The 22349-nt window shown below is 62.8% G+C and carries 17 protein-coding genes; 5 read left to right on the top strand and 12 right to left on the bottom strand.

What is annotated here, in order from left to right:
• Window positions 1-124: 124 nt before the first annotated feature.
• From BXE_RS34965 to BXE_RS34985, 5 genes are all read left to right on the top strand, one after another.
• Window positions 125-1912, top strand: a complete 1788-nt coding sequence (locus BXE_RS34965; RefSeq protein WP_011492842.1) for an acyl-CoA dehydrogenase — start codon at window positions 125-127, stop codon at window positions 1910-1912.
• Window positions 1912-3603 carry an electron transfer flavoprotein-ubiquinone oxidoreductase gene (locus tag BXE_RS34970; RefSeq protein WP_011492843.1) on the top strand — a complete coding sequence of 564 codons (1692 nt, stop codon included), beginning with the start codon at window positions 1912-1914 and terminating at the stop codon, window positions 3601-3603. The genes BXE_RS34965 and BXE_RS34970 overlap by 1 nt, the downstream gene beginning before the upstream one ends.
• A gap of 58 nt (window positions 3604-3661) precedes the next feature.
• Window positions 3662-4849, top strand: coding sequence for a beta-ketothiolase BktB (gene bktB, locus BXE_RS34975; protein WP_011492844.1), 1188 nt, complete (start codon window positions 3662-3664; stop codon window positions 4847-4849).
• 34 nt (window positions 4850-4883) lie between these two features.
• Window positions 4884-5735: a 3-hydroxybutyryl-CoA dehydrogenase gene (locus BXE_RS34980; protein ID WP_011492845.1), complete on the top strand. Its 852-nt coding sequence runs from the start codon at window positions 4884-4886 to the stop codon at window positions 5733-5735.
• Between the two features lie 432 nt (window positions 5736-6167).
• Window positions 6168-7316, top strand: a complete 1149-nt coding sequence (locus tag BXE_RS34985; protein ID WP_011492847.1) for a porin — start codon at window positions 6168-6170, stop codon at window positions 7314-7316.
• A 30-nt stretch (window positions 7317-7346) separates the two neighbouring features.
• On the opposite strand, the gene alr is transcribed toward BXE_RS34985, so the two are convergent.
• From alr to BXE_RS35045, 12 genes are all read right to left on the bottom strand, one after another.
• A complete protein-coding gene (alr, locus tag BXE_RS34990) occupies window positions 7347-8519 on the bottom strand; it encodes an alanine racemase (protein WP_011492848.1) in 1173 nt (390 codons plus the stop codon).
• Between the two features lie 21 nt (window positions 8520-8540).
• A complete protein-coding gene (locus BXE_RS34995) occupies window positions 8541-10391 on the bottom strand; it encodes a hydantoinase B/oxoprolinase family protein (RefSeq protein WP_011492849.1) in 1851 nt (616 codons plus the stop codon).
• Window positions 10388-12511, bottom strand: a complete 2124-nt coding sequence (locus BXE_RS35000) for a hydantoinase/oxoprolinase family protein (RefSeq protein ID WP_011492850.1) — start codon at window positions 12509-12511, stop codon at window positions 10388-10390. Before BXE_RS35000 ends, BXE_RS34995 begins: the two co-directional genes overlap by 4 nt.
• 69 nt (window positions 12512-12580) lie before the next feature.
• A complete protein-coding gene (locus BXE_RS35005) occupies window positions 12581-13750 on the bottom strand; it encodes a porin (RefSeq protein WP_011492851.1) in 1170 nt (389 codons plus the stop codon).
• 187 nt (window positions 13751-13937) lie between these two features.
• A complete protein-coding gene (locus BXE_RS35010) occupies window positions 13938-14771 on the bottom strand; it encodes an ABC transporter ATP-binding protein (RefSeq protein WP_011492852.1) in 834 nt (277 codons plus the stop codon).
• Complete coding sequence (locus BXE_RS35015; protein WP_011492853.1) at window positions 14761-15603, bottom strand: ATP-binding cassette domain-containing protein; 843 nt, start codon at window positions 15601-15603, stop codon at window positions 14761-14763. The genes BXE_RS35010 and BXE_RS35015 overlap by 11 nt, the downstream gene beginning before the upstream one ends.
• Window positions 15600-16571, bottom strand: coding sequence for an ABC transporter permease (locus BXE_RS35020; protein WP_011492854.1), 972 nt, complete (start codon window positions 16569-16571; stop codon window positions 15600-15602). Before BXE_RS35020 ends, BXE_RS35015 begins: the two co-directional genes overlap by 4 nt.
• The gene (locus tag BXE_RS35025) at window positions 16568-17503 is read right to left on the bottom strand and encodes an ABC transporter permease (protein ID WP_011492855.1); all 936 of its coding nucleotides are present in this window, start codon (window positions 17501-17503) and stop codon (window positions 16568-16570) included. The genes BXE_RS35020 and BXE_RS35025 overlap by 4 nt, the downstream gene beginning before the upstream one ends.
• A gap of 7 nt (window positions 17504-17510) precedes the next feature.
• Entirely contained in the window at window positions 17511-19076 is a 1566-nt protein-coding gene (locus tag BXE_RS35030; protein WP_011492856.1) for an ABC transporter substrate-binding protein, read from the bottom strand.
• Window positions 19077-19221: 145 nt separating this feature from the next.
• Complete coding sequence (locus BXE_RS35035; RefSeq protein ID WP_011492857.1) at window positions 19222-19893, bottom strand: isochorismatase family cysteine hydrolase; 672 nt, start codon at window positions 19891-19893, stop codon at window positions 19222-19224.
• A 193-nt stretch (window positions 19894-20086) separates the two neighbouring features.
• On the bottom strand, window positions 20087-21169 hold the full coding sequence (locus BXE_RS35040; protein ID WP_011492858.1) for a LacI family DNA-binding transcriptional regulator: 1083 nt from the start codon (window positions 21167-21169) through the stop codon (window positions 20087-20089).
• A 230-nt stretch (window positions 21170-21399) separates the two neighbouring features.
• Complete coding sequence (locus tag BXE_RS35045) at window positions 21400-22305, bottom strand: LysR family transcriptional regulator (RefSeq protein WP_011492859.1); 906 nt, start codon at window positions 22303-22305, stop codon at window positions 21400-21402.
• Between the last annotated feature and the right edge of the window lie 44 nt (window positions 22306-22349).

Raw genomic sequence — 22349 nt, forward strand, 5'->3', positions numbered from 1 at the left:
TTTCGCCATCGGGCGCATGGGGTGGAGGCAGTACGATTAGTCGTCCGAGCCGCTGCCCGCGCCCGAAATTTCAGGTTTCGTGTGGCAGGCCGCTCGTTTGCATATCCATACCAAGGAGACGGAGATGTATAGCGCACCCATCAAGGACATGCTGTTCGTGATGAAAGAACTGGCCGGTCTCGAACACATCGCGACGCTGCCGGGCTTCGAAGATGCGAACCTCGACACCGCGCAGGCCGTGCTCGAAGAGTCGGCGAAACTGTGCAGCGAAGTGCTGGCGCCGCTGAATGTCGAAGGCGATCGCAATCCAAGCAGCTGGAAAGACGGCGTGGTCACCGCAACGCCCGGCTTCAGCGAAGCGTTTCGCCAGTTCGGCGAAGGTGGCTGGCAAGGCGTGCAGCATCCGGTCCACTACGAAGGCCAGGGGCTGCCCAAGCTGATTGCCACAGCCTGTATCGAGATGCTCAACGCGTCGAACCTGTCGTTCGCGCTGTGCCCGCTGCTCACCGACGGCGCGATCGAGGCGCTGCTCACCGCGGGCAGCGAGGAGCAGAAGCAGACCTATGTGCCCAGGCTGATTTCCGGCGAATGGACCGGCACGATGAACCTGACCGAGCCGCAGGCCGGCTCCGATCTCGCGCTGGTGCGCACGCGCGCCGAGCCGCAGGGCGACGGCTCGTTCAAACTGTTCGGCACGAAGATTTTCATCACGTGGGGCGAGCACGACATGGCGAAGAACATCGCCCATCTCGTGCTGGCGCGCACGCCGAACGCACCCGAAGGCGTGAAGGGCATTTCGCTCTTCATCGTGCCGAAGTTTCTCGTCAACAAAGACGGTTCGCTCGGCGAGCGCAACGACGTGCACTGCGTGTCGATCGAACACAAGCTCGGCATCAAGGCGAGCCCGACTGCCGTGCTGCAGTTCGGCGACCACGGCGGCGCGACCGGTCATCTGATCGGCGAAGAGAATCGCGGTCTCGAGTACATGTTCATCATGATGAACGCGGCGCGGTTTGCGGTGGGCATGCAGGGTGTGGGCGTGTCGGATCGTGCTTACCAGAAGGCGGTGGCATACGCGAAAGACCGTGTACAAAGCCGTCCCGTGGATGGCTCAGCGAAACAGCCGGTTGCGATCATTCAGCACCCCGATGTGCGCCGCATGCTCGCGACCATGCGTGGTCTCACTGAAGCATCGCGCGCGCTCGCTTATGTGGCCGCGGCTCATTGCGATATCGCGCACCGTCACGCGGACGAAGCCACGCGCGCGGAACACCAGGCGATCTACGAATACCTCGTGCCGATCGTGAAGGGCTGGAGCACGGAACTGTCGATCGATGTGACGAGCCTCGGCGTGCAGGTACATGGCGGCATGGGCTTCATCGAGGAAACGGGCGCCGCGCAGTACTACCGCGACGCGCGCATTCTGCCTATCTACGAAGGCACGACCGCAATTCAGGCCAACGACCTGATCGGCCGCAAGACGGTGCGCGACGGCGGCAAGGTGGCGAAGTCGCTGCTCGCCGGGGTGGCTGAAACGGTTGAGGCGCTCGGCGCGCAGCAAGGCCCGGCGTTCGCGTCGATGAAGAAGTATCTCGCGCAGGGTCATCGCTCGTTGAGTGCGGTGGTCGAGTTCGTGGTTGCGAATACGAAGAGCGATCCGAATGCGGTGTTCGCCGGCAGCGTGCCGTATCTGAAGCTTGCCGGCATCGTGCTCGGCGGCTGGCAGATGGCGCGTGCGCTGCTCGTGGCGGCAGAGAAGCGTGACGAAGACCCTTCGTTCTACGGCGCCAAGATCGCGACCGCGCAGTTCTATGCCGAGCATGTGCTGCCGCTGGCGTCGGCGCTCGAAGCGTCGATTGTCAGTGCGAAGGGTGGCGAGAGCGTGCTGGCGCTGTCTGAAGATCAGTTCTGATGGGCACGGACAAATCAATGACCCCCGCAAGTCTCATTGAGCAGTACGGTCCGCGCGAGTCGATGGAATACGACGTCGTGATCGTCGGCGGCGGCCCGGCCGGCCTGTCCGCGGCGATCCGCCTGAAGCAGCTGGCAGCGGAACAAGGCGCTGAAATTGGCGTGTGCGTACTGGAAAAAGGCTCGGAGATCGGGGCGCATATCCTCTCGGGCGCGGTGATGGATCCGCGCGCGATGACCGAGCTGATCCCGGACTGGAAGGAAAAAGGCGCACCGCTGACGGTGGATGTGACCGAAGACCGTTTCCTGTTCCTGACCGAAACCGGTTCGAAGAGCGTGCCGGTCTGGGCTTTGCCGGATAACTTCAAAAACCACGGCAATTACGTGATCAGTCTCGCGAACGTGACGCGCTGGCTGGGTCAGCAGGCCGAAGCACTGGGCGTCGAGATTTTTCCGGGTTTTCCCGCAGCCGAGATTCTGTACAACGACGATGGCTCGGTCAAAGGCGTCGCGACCGGCAACCTCGGTATCGGCAAGGACGGCCAGCCGACCGAAAACTTCCAGCTCGGCATGGAACTGCACGCGAAGTACACGCTTTTCTGTGAAGGCGCGCGTGGGCACCTGGGCCGTCAGCTGAACGACAGATTCAGGCTGCGTGAAGGCGTCGATCCGCAGGTCTACGGCATCGGCATCAAGGAACTGTGGGAAATCGATCCGTCGAAGCACAAGCCGGGTCTGGTGATGCACACGGCCGGCTGGCCGCTGGAGAGCGACACCTACGGCGGCTCGTTCCTCTATCACATGGACAACAACCAGGTGGTGGTGGGCTTCGTGGTAGGCCTCGGCTACACGAATCCGTACCTGTCGCCGTTCGAGGAATTCCAGCGCTACAAGACGCATCCGGCGATCCGCGCGGTGCTCGAAGGCGGCAAGCGTGTGTCGTACGGCGCGCGCGCCATCACGGCGGGTGGCCTGATGTCGCTGCCGAAACTGGTGTTCCCGGGCGGTGCGCTGGTCGGCGACGATGCGGGCTTCCTGAACGCATCGCGGATCAAGGGCTCGCATGCGGCGATCAAGACTGGCATGCTGGCCGCTGAAGCGGCGTTCGAAGCGGTGCAGGCTGGACGCACCAGCGATGAACTCACCGCCTATCCGGAGAGCTTCAGGACCTCGTGGCTGCACACGGAACTGCACCGCGCGCGTAACTTCAAGCAGTGGATGAGCAAGGGCCTGTACCTCGGCACGCTGATGGTGGGCATCGAACAGAAGCTGCTGGGCGGCAATGTGCCGTGGACGCTGCATCATCAGCACTGGGATCACGAGATGCTCAAACCGGCTTCGCAATGCAAGCCGATCACGTATCCGAAGCCTGATGGCAAGCTGACGTTCGACCGTCTCTCATCGGTGTTCATCTCGAACACGAACCACGAAGAGAACCAGCCCGCACACCTGACGCTGAAAGATCCGTCCGTGCCATTGAACGTGAACTGGCAGACCTATGCCGGTCCGGAGTCGCGTTATTGCCCGGCGCAAGTGTACGAGTTCGTGAAGAACGACGACAACACCGAACGCCTCGTGATCAACGCGCAGAACTGCGTGCATTGCAAGACGTGCGATATCAAGGACCCGACACAGAACATCGTGTGGGTGACGCCCGAGGGTGGCGGCGGTCCGAACTACCCGAACATGTAACTTCCGCACGCGCAAGCTGCTGGCAAGGCGCGCGTTCAAGTGAATCCAGGAGTTTCAAGTGCAGAGAGAAGTTGTTGTTGTCAGCGGTGTGCGCACCGCGATCGGCAAGTTTGGCGGAAGCCTCAAAGACGTTGCGCCCACCGAACTCGGAGCGCTCGTGGTACGCGAGGTTCTCGCGCGCGCCGGCGTTGCGGGAGACAAGGTTGGCCAGGTCGTATTCGGCAATGTGATAGCGACCGAACCCAAAGACTTTTACCTCGCGCGCGTGGCAGCGCTCAACGGCGGCGTCGGCCAAACGACACCGGCGTTCAATGTCAACCGTCTGTGCGGCTCGGGTTTGCAGGCCATCGTCTCTGCCGCGCAATCGATTCTGCTCGGCGATGCCGACATCGCGATCGGCGGTGGCGTGGAAAACATGAGCCGGGCACCGTACATCGCGCCCGACGCACGCTTTGGCGCGCGAATGGGCGACGCGCGCCTGATCGATATGATGCTCGGCGCGTTGAGCGATCCATTCCACACGGTCCCGATGGGCGTTACCGCAGAGAATGTCGCAAAGAAGTATGGCATTACGCGTGAACAACAGGACGCGCTCGCAGTCGAGTCGCATCGGCGCGCCGCCCATGCGATCGCCGAGGGGCGCTTCAAGGATCAGATCCTTCCGGTAACTCGCACCGTGAAAGGCCGGCCCGTCGTATTCGATACCGACGAACATGTGCGTCTGCAACTGGATCCCGCTGAGATTTCCGGACTGCGGCCCGTCTTCCAGAAGGAAAACGGCACGGTGACCGCTGGCAACGCGTCCGGCATCAACGACGCAGCGGCCGCCGTTCTGCTGATGTCGCGTGAAGCGGCGGACGCAAGTGGCGTGAAACCGCTGGCCCGGCTCGTGTCATATGCGCATGCCGGCGTCGATCCTCTCTATATGGGCATTGGCCCGGTGCCCGCAACGCGCCTTGCGCTCCAGCGCGCCGGCCTCGGCATCGGCGATCTCGACGTGATCGAGGCGAACGAGGCCTTTGCCGCGCAAGCGTGCGCGGTGGCGCAGGAACTCGAATTCGATCCGCGCAAGGTCAACCCGAACGGCTCCGGCATTTCGCTCGGCCATCCGATTGGAGCGACGGGTGCGCTGATTACCGTCAAGGCGCTATATGAATTGCAGCGTATCAAAGGGCGCTATGCATTGGTTACGATGTGCATCGGAGGCGGCCAGGGTATTGCGGCCATATTCGAGAACCTACAATAGAGAAATTGTGTCGCGTTGCTGACAAGGAATAACCATGACAATCAACACCGTTGGGATAATTGGTGCGGGCACGATGGGCAACGGCATTGCTCAGGTCGTCGCCGTCGCAGGATTGAAGGTAGTGCTGATCGACGTCACCGAGGCAGCGCTCGCAAAGGGCATCGCCACATTGACGGGTAGCCTCGACCGGCTGGTAGCCAAGGGAAAACTCGAGGCTGCGGTGAAAGAGGCCGCCCTCTCGCGAATCGAGACGTCCACCGACTATCAACGCCTCGCTGCCGTCGACATCGTGATCGAAGCCGCCACGGAAAATACCGATCTGAAGATCCGCATCCTGCGGCAGATCGAATCGGTGGCGCGGCCGGATGCGATCATCGCGTCGAATACGTCGTCGATCTCGATCACCGCGCTCGGAGCGGCGCTTACCGACGCGTCGCGCTTTATCGGCATGCACTTCTTCAATCCGGTGCCGCTCCTGCCGCTCGTCGAAATCATTCGCGGCGTACAGACCAGCACAGCCACGATCGAAGCCGTGCGTGAGCTGACAGTCAAACTCGACAAATCGCCGATCAGCGTAAAGAACGCGCCGGGCTTCGTGGTGAACCGCATTCTGGTGCCGATGATCAACGAAGCGTTCTTCGTGCTCGCCGAAGGCATTGCCACAGCAGAGGAGATCGACCTCGGCATGCGACTCGGCGCGAATCATCCGATCGGTCCTCTGGCACTCGCGGATCTGATTGGACTTGACGTGTGCCTTTCGGTCCTCGATGTCTTCCTGAAGGACTTCGGCGATTCGAAGTACCGAGCGAGCCCGTTGCTGCGCGAGTTAGTGGCGGCTGGCCGTCTCGGGCGAAAAGTCGGTCAGGGCGTCTACCGCTACGACTGACCATTCGGCAGAGCAATCAGCTATTGCCCGAATCAATGGGCGCATCGAGCCGTTACGCCGCGAACGGCCACGCGCCCATCAATAACAAAAACGCCTGCAACCGCAACGTCGGCGCCATGCCGGACAGGGCGCAAATCGTCGCTTTTTGGCGACACGTTGTGGGCTGAAAAAGCGGACCGATCGTCGATCGGCTAACGTCGATTTGCCGGGCCTGCGGCGTCGAACCGCACGCCGGCTTGCTGCACGTCGCGGCATCTCCATCAGAAATACGCGGTCGCGTTATTGTTCCTGATTCTGGAAGGAACCAATCCATATTCTGCGATATGAGGCAAAAAACCGGCCGACTATGCTCCCGGTTACAGCCTCACCCAGCAAGCTTTCAGGGGCATTTGAGGTGGTCAGATAATCAATCATATTCAGGACATCCGTCTGATGAAAAAAGTCGTAATCTCCAGTGCCGTAGGTTCCCTCTTCGTCCTTGCCGCGTCACCGGCGTTCGCCCAAAGCTCGGTCACGCTGTACGGTCTCGTCGATACGGCACTCCGATATCAGACGAATGCCGGCCCGGACGGCAAAGACCTGGTCAGCATGACGGTCGGCCCGGAAACTCACAGCCGCTGGGGCCTGAGGGGCACTGAAGATCTGGGCGGCGGCCTGTCCGCGATCTTCCGCCTTGAAAACGGCTTCGAACTCAACTCCGGACAACTTCACCAGGCCAACACGCTGTTCAGCCGGCAAGCGTATGTGGGTCTGGCGAGCGACAAGTACGGCACGCTGACCTTCGGCAATCAATATGCGCCGCTCTACGACACGATGGGCGACGTGTTCGACCCGTTGACGGTTGGCGACTACTGGCAGGACAGCTGGGCGTGGAATGGTATCGGTCCGTACCTCACGATCAACAACTCGGTCAAATACAAGGCATCGTTCAACGGCCTGAGCATTGATGCCATCTACGGCTTCGGCAATCAGGCTGGCGCGGTCGGCCTCGGCAGCACGTATGGCGTGGAAGTGACGTATACGCACGGTCCTGCATCGCTCGACGCAGGCTTCCAGCAGACCTCCGTGACGTCCGCAAACGGCAGCCTGGTCAATGGCGCGAAGATCAACATGCTGCACGTCAGCGGCGCGTATCAGATCACGCCTACCGTGCGCCTGTTGGCCGGCTGGTTGCGCGCGCAGGATCGCAGCGGCACGACCGACGCCAACATGCAGCAAGCGGGCGCGCCGAAACTGCCGGGCAGCAGCCCGAACCGTATCGACGACACGCTCTACATTGGCGGCAACTGGCAAGCCACGGCACCGCTGCTGATCACCGTGGCCGGCTACTACGGTCACGCTCGCAATGCCGAACGGATCGACGGCACGCTTGGTTCGGGTATCAACTACTCCGCCACCGTTCTCGCCGAATACTCGCTGTCCAAGCATACGGAAGTGTATGGCACCGTGGACTTCGCGCGCGGCAACGGCGCATTTGCCGCCGACTACCCCGGCTCGACCAACCCGGCTACCGGCGTAGTCGACACCGTTGGGCGCACCAACAACGTTGGCGCGGCAGTCGGCATCCGCAAAATGTTCTAAGGCCGTATGAGGTGGATCCGGCGACGGGTGTCAGTTGTTGCCCGCCGGATCCGCCGTTTTCACTTCGACGTGGGGCAGACTTCTCGCCAGCCGGGGAATCAACTCCATGACCGGCAGCCGCAACGTTTCCGCCATCTCGTCGATCGTGATCGACTGGTCGCCGTCCTGACCGAGCAACGTGACCACGCTCCCGGTCCGGGCCGCGGCAATCTCCGTGATATCGATCACGGTATGCTGGAAAGAGCGGCGCCCAAGAATGCGCGCCGGCTGTCCGTGCACCAGCACGCGGCCCAGCGGCGGCACATGATTCAACCCGTCCCAGAAACCGATCGGCACGACACCGATACGCACGCCCCGTTCGAGCCGGATCGGTTCCGCATAGCCAATCCCGAGCGTGGCTCCGGCCGGGTGCTCCTGAACGTGAATGATGCGCCCACGCACGGCCCGCAACATGGGCCGCAACGGCGCGCGGGCCATCCAGTCCGCGTCGAGCGCACCGTATAGAAGCCGCCCGGGATCGACTGCCTGATACGCCAGATGCGGATGCGCGAGCATGACCCGCGAGCTTGCCAGCATCGTCGTTAGGTTATCGAAGCCCGCGGCGCGCGCGTCGGCCAGCGCCGCATCGAACACGCCGGCCTGCTGGCGCGTCACGTCTTCGCTCTCCGGCGAGCTCAGATGCGTGTACACGCCTTTGAGCCGCACGGTCGACTGATCGCGCAGCGCCGCGAACGCGGCTTGCCATTGCGACGGCAGAAAGCCGAAGCGCCCGAAGCCCGGATCGATCTCCAGGAACGCATCCACCGCCACGCCTGCGTTGATGAACGCATGCAGGCTTTCCCGACTCTGGATCGTCACCGTGAGCCCCAACGCCGCGACCTGCGCTGCATCTTCCGGCAGGGTCGAAGCAAACAGCAGTATGTCGCGGTCGATACCCGCACGGCGAATCGTAACGCCCTCTTCCGGACTGCCGACGCAAAAGCCATCGACACCCGCTTGCGCCGCCAGCCGCGCAACCTTCGCGGCGCCAAAGCCGAATCCGTCGCCCTTGCAGACGAAGTAGATTTTCGTGGCGCGTCCCACCTGTTCGCGCGCGACCGCCAGATTCGCCGCGACGGCGCCATAGTCGAGTTCGGCCCAACTGGGACGCAGCAAGCGCACACCTTGCGCATCGGCGGCGGGTTCGATGATCGGAACAGACATAGTCAATGCACCCTGTCGTGGTCAGAGTTTGCCGATAGCCGCAACATCGGCATCGGTCGATTGCAGGAACAGCGCTTCCTGCCTCGCGACGCGCTCCTGCCAGGAAAGCGTCGCGAGGCGCGTACGCATCTCGGCGGTGAGCCGCTCGTCTATCTCAAGAGCCGCACCTTCGAGCACGACGCCGTATACGTCACGCGCCAATTGCGCCGTGATGCGCTCGTCCAGCACGTCCTCGCGTACGGCTTGCGGCGAGCGTGTCAACGGATCGCCATGACCCGCGCCGCCCGCCGCGATATGGCAGAAGCGATCGCCCTTGCGCAATGCCGTCACCGTGCCCGGCATGGTCGGCAGCAACGTGCTTTGACCGTCACGCGTCAGCAGATTGAGCGACGGCGATCCGCTCAGCCCGCCATGCGAGCCCGACGGCCGATGCGCGCGCCGGTCCGAGCGCAGTCCGAGCAACGCGTGGTCGCTGCGCAACTCATAAGCGCGGCGCATTGCAAGGCCGCCGCGATGCAGGCCGGCGCCGCCGGAGTTCGTGACGAATCCATACTCGGTGATCTTGAGCGGCAGACGGGCCTCGATCAATTCGACCGGCTGGTTCGACAGATTGCCGAGCGGATTGGCAATGCCTTCGCAGCCGTCGTTGCGGCCACCGCCCCAGCTGCCGAGCACGCCATCGGTAATCAGCCAGTTGCCGCCGCGTGCGCCGCCCTCGCCATCCAGACTGCGCCCGGAAATCGACACGACCGACGGACCGCCTTCGCCCAGCGCCGGAATGGTGTCCGGCACGATCTGCGCGAACGCGCCTTGCAACACGTCGAACATCCGGTAGGCGATGATCCCGCGCGCCGCGCACGCCGCCGGTTCAACCGGATTCACGATCGAGCCGCTTTCCGCGTAGACCTGCACGGGCCGCGAAAAACCTTCGCAGTTCGGCACATCCACGCCGATCGCGCAGCGCACCGCCGCATACGCGACCGATTGCGTGGTCGCGAACGGACCGTTGATCGCGCCTTGCACCTGCGCATCGGTGCCGGTCCAGTCGATGCGGATCGTGTCGTCCGCCACCGTGACCTTGACGCGAAACGCGATCGGCACAGGCGTATCGCCCAGGCCGTCGATGAAATCCTCGTAACGATACTCACCATTCGGCATCGTGCTGATGGCCTGACGGGTCAGACGCTCCGCGTAATCGTGCAGCGCTTCGACCAGGCTGCCGAATCCGTCCGCGCCGTACTTGTCGAGCAACTGCACGAGCCCCCGCTCCCCCGCCTTGCACGACGCCAACTGTGCGCGCAGATCGCCGCGCAACTGCCCCGGCATGCGCGAGTTCGTCTCCAGCAGCGTGAGAAGCGCGTCGTTGACATTGCCGGCATCGCACAGCTTCATCAACGGAATCCGCAGACCTTCCTGGTAGATTTCGGTCGCGCCGATCGCCATGCTGCCCGGCGCCATGCCGCCGATGTCGGCATGGTGGACGATGGTCGCCACATAGCCTTCGATCCGCGACGCGTAAAACACCGGCTGAATCAGATACACGTCCGGCAGATGCATGCCGCCCGACGTATACGGGTCGTTCATGATGTAGATGTCGCCGGGCTTGCCGGCCGTGCCGAAACGGCGCACCACGTTGTCCATCGCGGCCGGAAACGCGCCGAGGTGAATCGGCAAGGTCAGGCCCTGCGCAATCACGCGGCCGGCGCGGTCGAACACCGCGGTGGAAAAGTCCATCGAATCGCGCACGATCGGCGAATACGCCGTGCGCAGCACGACCAGCGCCATTTCGTCAGCGATCGAGCCGAGCGCGTTCTTGACGATTTCAAGCGTGATGGCATCCGTGCCCGCCGAAGCGGCCTGTTGGGTACTCATACGGATTGCTCCAGAAACGTGATGACAATGTTCTCGTGGGCATCGACGCACGCGTCGGCATTCGGCGGCACGACGCAGGTCGAGTCGTACTCTTCGACGATCAACGGGCCGCTCATCGGCGCGGCGCGCAGATCGGCACGCGAGATCACCGGGGTGTCGATAAAGCCGAAGGTCTTGCCGAAATACGCCCGGCGCCGCACCGGTACGCGCGTACCCGACGCATTCGCCCGGCTGCCGCCGGCGCGTTGCGCGTCGTAGGCGCGGTCTTTCTGCGAGCGCAGCGAACCGACCGCGCGCAGATTGACGAGCTCGATGACCTCGTCCGCCGACGCATGACCGTAGGTGCGTTCGTGTTCCGCATGAAACGCGGCGGCGATCGGCGCAATGTCGAGCGGTTGACCGGCGCGCCATTCGATCGGCACAGTCAACTCGTACGCCTGACCCGTGTAGCGCAAATCCAGCGCGCACGTCACGGCGATATCGTCGAAGGCGTTGCCCTCGGCCGCCATATCCGCGGTGGCCCGCGCTACGAGGTCTTCGAGTGCGTTGCCCAATTCCACCGCGGCGGAGTGATCGAGGCGGCAGAACATCGTTTGCATGAACTCGTGTTGTGTCGACGAGAACAGCAGGCCGAGCGCGCTGAATACGCCGGGGCTCGGCGGCACGATCACCGTCTTCATGTCGAGCAGATCGGCGATCGCATGAACGATCACCGGCCCATTGCCGCCGAAAGCGAACAACGCAAACTCGCGCGGATCGCGGCCGCGATAGGTCGACACGGCTTTCACCGCGCGCGTCATCGTGGAGGCCGCGATCGAGAAAACGCCATACGCGGCTTCGTACAGATCCGTGTGCGTAGGCTCGGCAATCTGCGTGCGCATTGCGTCGAGCGACTTCTGCTGATTGATGCGCAACTCGCCGCCGGCGAGGAACTCCGGGTTCAGATAGCCGAGCGTCAGCACGGCGTCCGTGAGCGTCGGAATCGTGCCGCCCGCGTCGTAGCACACGGGACCGGGCACCGAACCCGCCGAATCGGGGCCGACCTTGACGAGCCCGCCCGCGTCGATACGCACCAGACTGCCGCCGCCCGCGCCGATCTCCGAGACGTCGATGAACGGCAGCTTCACCGCGTGGCCACCACCCTTCACGAGCTTGCTGCTGACGTTGATACCCGCGCCGACCTCGTACTCGGTGGTGCGCGCCGGCTCGCCCTTCTCGATGATGGCCGCCTTCGCCGTGGTGCCGCCCATGTCCACCGTAATGCAATCGGCGTAACCCGACGCGGCCGCCACGGAGGCGCCCGCGATCACCCCGGCCGCCGGACCGGACTCGATGATCGTAGCCGGCTTCTGCATGACGGAGGCCGCGCTCATCACGCCGCCATTCGAATGCATGATCTGCACGGGGCCGGCCATGCCGATGCCGCGCAGCTTGTCGATCAGCGAATGCAGATAGCTGACCACCACCGGCCCGAGATACGCGTTGACGACGGTCGTGCTGGTGCGTTCGTATTCGCGGATCTCCGGCAGGATCTCATGCGAGCAGGTCAGATAAACGGCGTCGCCCAGCACGCCGCGCAACAGATCGCGAATACGGATTTCGTGGTCGGGATTCGCGTACGCATGAATCAGGCTGATCGCCACCGCCTCGATTTTCTCGTCGGCGATACGTTGCGCGATGTCCAGCACCTGCGCATCGTCGAGCGGCGTCTCGACCGAACCATCGGCGAGCAGCCGTTCGTCCACTTCGTAACGGTGCCGGCGTTTCGCGAGCGGCGCCGGCTTCTGATACGCGAGGTTGTAGAGCATCGGCACGCGCAGGCGGCCAATTTCGACCACGTCGCGAAAGCCGCGCGTGGTGATCAGCGCCGTGCGCGCGCCCTTGCCTTCGAGCACGGTATTCGTGGCGACGGTGGTTGCATGAACCAGTTCGGTTATCTGGCGCGGTTGCGCGTCGAGCGAGGCCAGCAATGCCTGCAAGCCCGCGACGATCGCGATGCCATAGTCCTGAGGCGTGGACGAAACCTTCCTGGTATGAATCACGCCGTCATCGCCGATCACGACGATATCCGTGAAGGTCCCGCCGATATCGACACCGGCCCGGTAAAGTCTTTCAGTCATTACACACCTTACTTGTTAGTCGATGCGGCGCAAACGCGTTGCCGGTTTGCGCCGGTAAAAGCAGTGCTGCTAGAACTTGTGCACGAGCCCGACGCTGACCACCGCCTGGTTCTGTCCCGAAGACGGCAACATGGTCTGAATCTGCGAGGCCAGCAGACCGTTCGAAGTCGCCGGCAACGGTCCGCCCGTCGGCCGGGAAAAGCCGCCGCCGGCCGCACGCAGATAGATCACCTCGGTATAGATGGAGGTGCGCTTGGACAGGAACTTGTCGACCAGCAGATTGACCTGATGCCAGTGCACCTGCGTGGGACCGCCAGGACCGCCGGTGATGTCGTCGCTCGTGTACGTGTAGGCCATGCCGAAGAACAGCGTCGGGTCGAGCGTGAAGCGCGCATTCGCTTCATAGTTGTTGAAGCGATAGTTGATGCCGCTCGTCAGCGTCGTGCCCACGTTGTTGTAGATCGCGTTGCTGTACATCAGGCTCAGCTTGGCCGGTCCGATCACATACGAGGCACCGATGCCCGCAATCTGCTCGCGTTTGGACGTGATCGGCGCATCGCAGCAGGTAATCGCGCCATTGGTGTTCACGTTCGCCGTGGTGTTCACGCCCGGCTGGTCGTAAAGCGAATACGCCGCCGCAATCGAAAAGGCACCCTGCGAATAGATACCGCCTACCGACCACATGCGATTGTTGGCAAACGCGCCGGGCGCGTTGCTGAACGCGTACATTGCCGTGCCGGTGAAGCCCTTCAGATTCGGCGAGACGTATTTGACGGAGTTGTTGACGCGCAAATAGTCGTCGGTGTTGTCGTTGTCGTACGGATGCGAAAACATCACGCCGCCCCACGCACCGTTGGACGTCATGGTCTGCAAGGTGCCGACGATCGCGTCGTACTGGCGGCCGAACGTCAGCGTGCCGTAGTTCGGATTCGAAAAACCCACGAAAGCCTGGCGGCCGAACATGCGGTTGTTCTGTCCGAGCGCGCCGCTGACCGGATTGAAGCCGTTCTCCAGCGTGAAGATCGCCTTGGTGCCGCCGCCCAGGTCTTCGGCGCCTCGCAGTCCCCAGCGGCTGCCGTACTCGCCGTTGCCGGTCAACTGCACCGCGCTATGGCCGCCCTGGTTCGACGAGTAGGTGATAGCCTCGTTGATGATCCCGTACAGCGTGACCGAACTCTGCGCATGAACGAGACCGCTCCCGCCCATGAGAGCCGCCATGATGAATAACTTTTCCTTCACCGCTCTTCTCCAAACAAGGAATCGCGACACCCCGGTCGGCTAGCGATCGATTGACAATAGCAAATGAATCGATTCACCGAAGGTTTAAAAAAATTCCCAGGTGGGTCGGCTCACTGCCTGATCCGGATCTTCTTCTTTACTCCTCGGACCGCCTCTCCTGTGTCGACCAGAGTTGGTGGTTTGGCACTCACTCTGGTCCCACTCCTACGGCGTGCCGGCCGATGCCCTTCGGGATCGCCGCCAGCAACTCGGCTGTGTAGCGCTCGCGTGGCTCGAACAGCACCTGATCCACGGCTCCAGCTTCCACGACGCGACCTTCCCGCATCACCACCACCCTCTGGCACAACTCGCCGACCAGCGCCAGATCGTGACTGATCACGACCAGGGAAACACCCGCGCTCTGATGAAGATCGCGCAATAGCCGGATGATCTCCGCCTGGATCGATACGTCGAGCGCGGAAGTCGGTTCATCCGCAACGACCAGTTCCGGACGGCGCGCAAGTGCCCGCGCGATGCCCACGCGCTGCCGCTGACCGCCCGACAGCTGATGCGGATAGCGGGCCAGCACGAATGCCGGCAGCCGCACCATGTCGAGCAATTGGCGCACCGGCACGCCGTCGTTGCCGATCGCTTCCGCAAGCGTGGTGGCAATCGTCTTGCGCGGGTTCAGCGAGTTCGTCGTGCTTTGGAACACCATCTGCACACGCTGACGAAACGTCGCGTTCTGCGCACGCGTCATGGTGTTCAACGCGTCGCCTCTGAAACAGATCGAGCCGGTGGTCGGCGCAGTGAGACCGACCATCATGCGCGCAACAGTCGATTTGCCGCTGCCGCTTTCGCCGACGATAGCGAGCGCGTCACCCTTCGCCACCTCGAGACTCACGCCCGACACCGCATGAAAGCGCCGCCGGTTGAACAAGCGTTCGAGCGGAGAGCGCGCCAGCGCATAGGACTTGCCGACCTCCCGCAGCGCGAAGACTGGCTGCGCGGCCGGAGCGGCGTTCGGCACATTAGCGGACATTGCGCGGCTCCTCAGGTTGATGGCGGCCCATATCACGCGCAACCGGCAAACGCGGAATGCTCGCGATCAGATGCCGCGTGTAGTCGTGCGACGGCCGCAGAAAGATGTCCTCCACCGGACCGGCTTCGACCACATGCCCCTGTTTCAGCACGACGGCGCGCGAACACAGTTCCGCCACCAGGTCCAGGTTGTGCGTGATGAACACGAGGCCGAGATCCATCTCGTCCACCAGCGTTCTCAGCAACTCGACGATCTGCGCCTGCACGGTCACATCGAGCGCGGTGGTGGGTTCGTCCGCGAGCAGCAGCGCCGGCTCGCAGACAATCGCGGCGGCAATCATCGCGCGTTGCTTCATGCCGCCGCTCAGTTCGTGCGGATACGCGCGCTCTGTTGTGCGCGGGTCCTTGAAGCCGACGCGCGCGAGTACCGAGTGCACTTCATCGCGGATCGCGCGGCCGCGCAGCGGACGGTGGGCGCGAATCACGTCGGCGAGTTGCGCGCCGATCGTGAAGGCGGGGTTGAGCGCCGTTGCCGGATCCTGAAAGATCATGGAGACGCGCCGCCCGCGCAACACCCGCATGCGCGACTCCGAAGCATGGCCCAGGTCTTCGCCGTCGAGCACGATCCGGCCGCCGCTGATACGCCCGGCGCTGCCGAGCAAGCCGAGCACGGCCAGCGAAGCCACGCTCTTGCCCGAACCCGATTCGCCGACGAGACCGACCGCCTCGCCGCGTCCCACCTGCAAATCGAGTCCATGCAACACTTCGGTATGGGTCTTGCCCGAGCCGAACGTGACGCGCAGGTTCTCAATCGACAGAAGCGCTTCGTTCATAGCGACGCTCCCGGCGCATTCGCCGCATGCGCATTGCGCCGTCGTGGATCGAGAATGGTGCGCATCGAATCGCCGAACAGATTGAAGGCGAGCACGCTGACGAACACCGCCGCGCCCGGGAATACCGAGACCCACCAGTTGTCGGTGAAAATCAGTGCGCGGGCGTCGGAGAGCATTGCGCCCCAACTCGGCGTCGGCGGTTGCACGCCGAGTCCGATGAAACTGAGCGAAGCCTCCACGATGATCGTCACACCGAGCAGCAGCGAAGCCTGGATCAGCACCGGCGAGATGATGTTGGGCAGAACATCGGAGAACATGATGCGCGCCCCGCTTGCGCCTTGCAGAACCCGTGCGGCGACATACTCCGCCTGCGACTCGGCCTTCGCCAGACTATGGGTGAGCCGCGCAAGACCCGGCGCGTACAGCACGCCGATCAGCAGCACGAGCTTGGTTTCATTCGAAATGGCCAGCACGCCGACATGCAGCGTATCAGTGCCGGTAATACCAACGAGCGCGATTGCCCAGATCAACAGCGGAATCGACGCGAGCACTTCCATCACTTTCATCAGCGTTTCGTCGAGCCACGAGCCGGCCTTGTAGCCTGCCACGAGACCGATGCCCGTGCCGAGCACGAGGCCGATCGCGACCGTGCAGAGCCCGATGGACAGCGACGCGCGAGCGCCCCAGATCGTACGGCTCAGAATGTCGCGGCCCACCTGGTCGGTACCGAGCCAGAACGCAGCGCTCGGCGCTTCCAGGCGATGTTCGATATAGAGCTGCAGCGGATCTTTCAAGGGCAGCCACGGCGCGCACAACGCAATCACGCCCAGTAGCACGATCGTGACGAGACCGATCGCACCGGCCGGTTCATGCATCAATGCGCGCAGCAGCCGGCCGGCCGATGCGAGCCACGTGCCGAGTGCATGCGGCTTGTGTTGCACGTTGGGTAGAGATGAATCAGCCATCATGTTCTGTTCGCCTTCGGGTCGAGATAGCCATGCAGTACGTCGGCGCACGTGTTCGACGCGATGAAGATTGTCGTGATCACGAGCACGATGGCCTGCACCGTCGGATAGTCGCGCTGGAAGATTGCCGTGAGCAAAGCGCGCGAAACACCCGGCAGATTGAAAATCTGCTCGACGATCAATGCCCAGCCGAACATGTAGCCGTAACTCATCGCCGCCGTGCTCACCAGCGACGGCAACGCGTTCTTCAGTGCATAGAGGCGAATACGCGACGGCGACAAACCGAGCGCTCTGGCGGTTCGCACATAATCCTGCGAGAGCGCATCGACCATGTTCGCCCGCACCAGCCGGCTCAGCACGGAGATGTAGTACACCGACATCGTCAGCACGGGCAACACCAGCCCGAGCAGATGAGCCGCCGGGCCGTCGGACCAGGGCGTGAGGCCGCCCACGGGAAACCAGCCGGTCTTCAAGGCGACATAGCGGATCAGCAGCAACCCCAGCCAGAACGACGGCACGGATAAGCCGACGATCGCCACGGCGCGCAGCAGATGGTCCGTGCCGCTGTTCTCTTTCAGCGCCACCACGGTGCCGAGCACGATCGACACGAAGATCGTGAACACGAACGACAGCGAGACGAGTTCGACGGTATTCGGCAACGTATCGGCGATCTGCGGGCCGATCGGGTTGCCGGTCACGTACGACTTGCCGAAATCGAGCGCGAGCGCACCGTTCAGCCACGTGCCGTATTGCGCGGCGACAGGCCGGTCGAGTCCATATTGATGATTGAACGCGGCGATCTGTTCGACGCTTGCGTCGCTGCCCAACGTCAGACGCGCGGGCGACACGGGTGTCGCGCGACACATTGCGAACAGCAATGCGCTCACCACCAGCAGCACGAGCACAGACGAAAACAGCCTCGAAACGGCTTTCATATCGACCTCATGCCTTCGCGAGATAGACGTTGTCGAGCTTCAGCGAGAAGCCGGTGTTCACCTGGAAATCCTTCACGTTGCTGCGCCACAGGTTCTGCACTTCCAGCGCGCCGATCCAGACCGCCGGACAGTCGCGCGCCAGCACCTGCTGAAGTTTCGCGAGAATCGGCTTCAGGGCGGCAGGATCGTCGACCCGATAACTGTCGTCGATCAGCTTCAGCAATTCTGCGCTCTCGTAGCCGCTCGCTTTCCAGAGACTTTCGGTCGGCCGGAACAGCGCATTGAGCAGATACGTCGGCTCCGGCGGCGCGATGAAACCGGTCAGCGCCGCGGCGTGGTTGCCGACCAGCACCTGCGAGATCATCTGCCCGAAATCGAGCGGACGCAAATTGACGCGCACACCCAGCGACGCCAGTTGCGCCTGAATGAACAGCGCGGTGGACGATGTATCGATCAGATACGCAGGCTGCACGTACAGCAGATCGAACGACGCGCCGCTCGCGTATTTCGAGCTTTTCAACGCCGCTCGCGCCTGCTCCAGATTGAACGCCAGGCTTCCGGCCGAGCTTGCGTCGTACCACTGCGACTCCGGCGCAAACGGCATGCTGCTCGCCTTCACCGCGCCGTAGCACAGATCGCGGCAGATCTTGCCCCGATCCAGCACGAGCGAAACGGCTCGGCGAAACGCCGGGTCGTCGAATGGCGCCTTGCGGTGGTTCAGGCACATCATCAGCGGGCTGGTCGGCGATGGACGGCTGTCGCCCGCGAGGCCCGCAGAGGTGCGGATTTGCGCGAACGTCTGGGCCGGCGGCGCGCTGATGATCTGCGTCTGGTCCGACATCAGCGACGCAAGCCGCGACGATTCTTCCGGAATGATGCGGAACACCACCTTGTCCCAATGCGGCTCGCCCTTGCCCCAGTAAGCCGGATTGCGCTTCAGTTCGACGAAGTCGTTCGCCTTGGACTGCACGAAGATCGCCGGGCCGGTGCCGACGCCGATCGGTGTCTGTTTGAAATAGTCGGCCGGGTGTTGCTCGCGGCTGCCTACCGGAAAAATGCCCATGTACTTCGACATGTAGTCGAGCAACGGCCGGTAAGGACGCTTGAGGCGGATCACGGCGGTATTCGCATCCGGCGTGCTGACCGAATCGATCACGGTCCAGAACGGCCGGCGGAACGCCTTGTTCGCGGGATTCAGCACGTAGTCGAAGCTGTATTTCACGTCGGCGGACGTGAAAGGCTGGCCGTTCTGAAAGTTCACGCCGCGCTGCAGATCGAATGTGTACGTCAGTTTGTCAGGCGAAATCGTCCAGGCGCGCGCCAGTTGCGGGACCCGCTGACCGCGCGCGTCGATGCCGACCAGATTCTCGAAGATCAACTGGTTGATCGCCATCACATCGTGATTCGGCTGGTTGATCGGATCGAGCGTTTGCGGATTGCTCGGAATGGCAACCGAGAGCACTCCTGCCTGCGCCGCGAAAACGCGGCCTTCGAATGCGAGCGGCAGCGAAAGCCCCGCCATGCCTGCGGCGCCCGCACGGAGGAGTTGTCGTCGCCTGTTGCTGAAAGTCATGAAATCCTCTGCTTTTTCAATGCCGCGCTACCCAGTATATTTTAGTGAATCGATTCACAGACAATAGTGAGGTTGGCGCGGAGAGTCAACTTTTCAAAAATATCGGAAACCCTGGCTGGCAGGTTCGGCGCGTGTTGCGGCTGCTCTAGGCGAGCAGCAACGACGCGTCGGCGAGCGACAGCACCGTGGTGCGCGAATCGAATGCGGTGGAGAAGAGGTGATCGTGCACCACCTGGTCCGGGTCGTAACAGCAATCCTTCACGGTGTACAAGCGGAAATCCGCGTCGCTGGCATAGCCGACCGACGAGAGCACGACGCCGGTCGACGCAATGCCGGCCATGATCAGCGTATCGATACCCTGCGCGGAAAGCCGCGCCTGCAGATCGGTGCCGAAAAACACGCTGACACGATGCCCGATGATGAGCGGTTCGCTGGCCTGCTGGCCGAGCTCCGGCGCGATTTTGTCATTGATGAAAAGGCCGAGTTGCTTGAGCCCTTGCCCGTTCTTGTTCAACGGGCTGACTTCCGGATAGCCCGGACTGAACTGGATCTTCGCGAAGTAGACGCTGACGCCTTTGGCCCGCGCGGCATCGCACAACTTGCGCGTGTTGGCGAGCAGCGTGGGCGCGACAGACGGAAAGAGCCCCAGAATGTCGGTCTGATAATGCATGATCACCAGCGCGGTTTGCGCGGGCACGATCGCCGGAATCTGCGCACCCACGCTCTGCGCGGACGCGGCGCTGATCCCGCCGTCTCCGCAGCCATCAAGACCGAGTCCGGTCGCCACCGCGCCGGCCAGCACGCCCGCAGTTCTCATAAACCGTCGACGGCCTGCGCGGCCGCCTCCCTCGTCGTTGTCCCGCCTCGACTGTAACCCGTTTTTTCTGTCGTCCATATCGCGTCCCGAGTTCGGTGAATCGATTCATACACGCCATGCACGCAATGTCGGCGACGAAAAACCCGCTGTCAAGCAACTTTGCGGTCGGACAAACCCTGGGAATCGAATCCGGCTAGCGCTTTTTGCGGCGCGTCAGGCTGGGAGGCGCGCCGCACGACTCGCGCACGATCATCCGCATGGGATGTTTCGAGCGGCGAATGCCGGACGGCGCGGAGCCGTCGATCAGTTGCAACATCATGTCCGCTGCTTCGCCGCCGACGTCGCGCGGGTTTTGCGTCACCACGGTCAACGCCGGCGACGCGATTCCCGAATACTCGTGCTCGCCGATGGAAATCACCGACAGGTCGGCCGGAATGGACAGCCCAGTTTCCCGCACGACTTCGAGCACGATAGCCACGTCGTTCAACGTGGCGATGATGGCGGTAGGCCGCCCGGGACCGGTGAGCAGCGCGCGGCAGACGTCCTTGTCGAATGCGCTGGTACGCAGCACGAGCTTCGGATCGGGCGCGATGCCGGCGGCCTCGCACGCGGCCTGATAGCCACGCACCATCTCGCGGCCCACCCACGTGTTTTCGTGGCCGGCCACGAGCGCAATGGAGCGATGGCCGAGCGAAGCCAGATAGCGCACGGCCTGACGGCAGCCGTCGGCGTGATCGGTCAGCACCGAATTGAACTCGCCCTGGGCGTCGCGCTCCCACAGCACGACGGGCATATTCAGGGTATGCAGGAAGTTGAAATAGGAAGGCGTCTCGTCGTCGGAAATCGCGCCGATGAATCCGTCGATGCGGCGCTGCTTGAGACTCGACAGAATGGCCCGTTCGCGTTCGAGATCGTAATGGGAATTGGCGATCAGAATCTCGAAGCCCCTAGCCCGCAGGCGCTCTTCGGCCGCGCTCACCATCTGTGCGGCGGTGTGCTGGGTGATGTCGGAAATCAGGCAGCCAATCGCGCTGGAACTGCCCTTGCGCATGCTGCGCGCCACCACGTTCGGCACGAAATTCAACTCCGCCACCGCGGCGCGCACCGCCTCCTGAATGGCCGGCGCCACATTCTCGCGGCCGTTGAGCACACGCGACACCGAGCCGACCGACACCTTCGCGAGACGCGCGACGTCCTGCACGGTGGGCGATCCCTGCGGGGATTTGCGGCTGCGCAATGCAGGCTGAACGGGTTTGCTGGCTCTCTGTTTGGGCATGACGGAAGGCGGAAGGTCGTCGACCGATTCTCAATGAATCGATGCATCCGGCCGATTATAGTGCGTCCCGGCTCTGGCCATGTCGGCGCGGGTTTGCGGCGCGAGCCGGTCACTGTCGGCGCAGAGGAAAAACCACCGCCTGGGCATGCGAAAAACAGATATGGCAGGATTCGCCAGCATCGATTCGGGCACCTCGCCGTCATTTTCCTCCGCCGGATCACGCCCGGCTTTCAACTCCCGCATGCATGAATGAGGAACTGCTGGAACGCCACTGCCGGCGTATCCAGCGTCGCGCCTTTGCGCCATAACATGCCCGCATCCATCTGCGGAATGGCGTTGAGAATCGGCCGCGCGTCGATCCGCTTGCCTTCCAGCGACCACGGACGAAACACCATGTCGGACAGAATCGTCACGCCGAAGCCATGCGCGACCAGACCGCGCAACGCCTCCATCGAGCTGGTGCGAAACGCGATATTCGGCTCGACATCATTCTGCTTCCAGTAACGCAGCGTGGATTGCTCACCTTCGTCTACCGTGATCAGAATGTACGGATAACTTGCGATATCCGCGAGCGAAGGCGCGTTGAGCTGCGCGAGCGGATGGGTAGGCGAGGTCCACAACTGCCGGCGCGAGCGGATCAGCACATGGTGGCGGAAACGCCGGATATTTTCGACATTCGATAGCAGAACAACGCCGAGATCGACGTTGCCGGCGAGCACGGCCTGTTCGATCGATTCACGGTCCAGGTCGAGCAGATCGATCACGATGTCGGGGTACGTCGCGCGAAACCGCGCCATCAATTCCGGCAGAAAATAGCCCAGCACCGTATACGAAGCCGCAATGCGCACGGTGCCTTTCAGATCGTGCGAGCGGAACGGCGCCTTGTAGACCGCGTCGCGCACCGAATCGAGTATGTGCCTTGCGTGGTTCAGAAAATCGTGCCCGTCTGGCGTCAACGTGACGCCCTGGGGCAGGCGTTCGAAGAGCCGCGTACCCAGGGTTTCCTCCAATGCAAGCACGGCATTGGTAATCGCCGATTGCGACACGTGCTCGGCCGTCGCCGCCATCGAGAACTGTCCGCTCTGGGCTGCCGCCACGAAGTAACGCATCTGCCGCAGGGTAACGTCTTTTGACATCTGTTTTTCGAATAGCAGGATTCGGTATTCGTGATTTTACGTTG

This window comes from Paraburkholderia xenovorans LB400, assembly GCF_000013645.1.
In the GTDB taxonomy this organism is placed as follows: domain Bacteria; phylum Pseudomonadota; class Gammaproteobacteria; order Burkholderiales; family Burkholderiaceae; genus Paraburkholderia; species Paraburkholderia xenovorans.

What these genes read in the sequence shown, in the direction of transcription:
- BXE_RS34965 (WP_011492842.1), top strand. Translation starts at nt 125, where the DNA reads ATGTATAGCGCACCCATCAAGGACATGCTGTTCGTGATGAAAGAACTG.
- BXE_RS35035 (WP_011492857.1), bottom strand. Translation starts at nt 19,893, where the DNA reads ATGAGAACTGCGGGCGTGCTGGCCGGCGCGGTGGCGACCGGACTCGGT.
- BXE_RS35040 (WP_011492858.1), bottom strand. Translation starts at nt 21,169, where the DNA reads ATGCCCAAACAGAGAGCCAGCAAACCCGTTCAGCCTGCATTGCGCAGC.
- BXE_RS35045 (WP_011492859.1), bottom strand. Translation starts at nt 22,305, where the DNA reads ATGTCAAAAGACGTTACCCTGCGGCAGATGCGTTACTTCGTGGCGGCA.
- BXE_RS35030 (WP_011492856.1), bottom strand. Translation starts at nt 19,076, where the DNA reads ATGACTTTCAGCAACAGGCGACGACAACTCCTCCGTGCGGGCGCCGCA.
- BXE_RS35000 (WP_011492850.1), bottom strand. Translation starts at nt 12,511, where the DNA reads ATGACTGAAAGACTTTACCGGGCCGGTGTCGATATCGGCGGGACCTTC.
- BXE_RS34980 (WP_011492845.1), top strand. Translation starts at nt 4,884, where the DNA reads ATGACAATCAACACCGTTGGGATAATTGGTGCGGGCACGATGGGCAAC.
- BXE_RS35020 (WP_011492854.1), bottom strand. Translation starts at nt 16,571, where the DNA reads ATGATGGCTGATTCATCTCTACCCAACGTGCAACACAAGCCGCATGCA.
- alr (WP_011492848.1), bottom strand. Translation starts at nt 8,519, where the DNA reads ATGTCTGTTCCGATCATCGAACCCGCCGCCGATGCGCAAGGTGTGCGC.
- BXE_RS34995 (WP_011492849.1), bottom strand. Translation starts at nt 10,391, where the DNA reads ATGAGTACCCAACAGGCCGCTTCGGCGGGCACGGATGCCATCACGCTT.
- BXE_RS35015 (WP_011492853.1), bottom strand. Translation starts at nt 15,603, where the DNA reads ATGAACGAAGCGCTTCTGTCGATTGAGAACCTGCGCGTCACGTTCGGC.
- BXE_RS35010 (WP_011492852.1), bottom strand. Translation starts at nt 14,771, where the DNA reads ATGTCCGCTAATGTGCCGAACGCCGCTCCGGCCGCGCAGCCAGTCTTC.
- BXE_RS35025 (WP_011492855.1), bottom strand. Translation starts at nt 17,503, where the DNA reads ATGAAAGCCGTTTCGAGGCTGTTTTCGTCTGTGCTCGTGCTGCTGGTG.
- BXE_RS34970 (WP_011492843.1), top strand. Translation starts at nt 1,912, where the DNA reads ATGGGCACGGACAAATCAATGACCCCCGCAAGTCTCATTGAGCAGTAC.
- BXE_RS34985 (WP_011492847.1), top strand. Translation starts at nt 6,168, where the DNA reads ATGAAAAAAGTCGTAATCTCCAGTGCCGTAGGTTCCCTCTTCGTCCTT.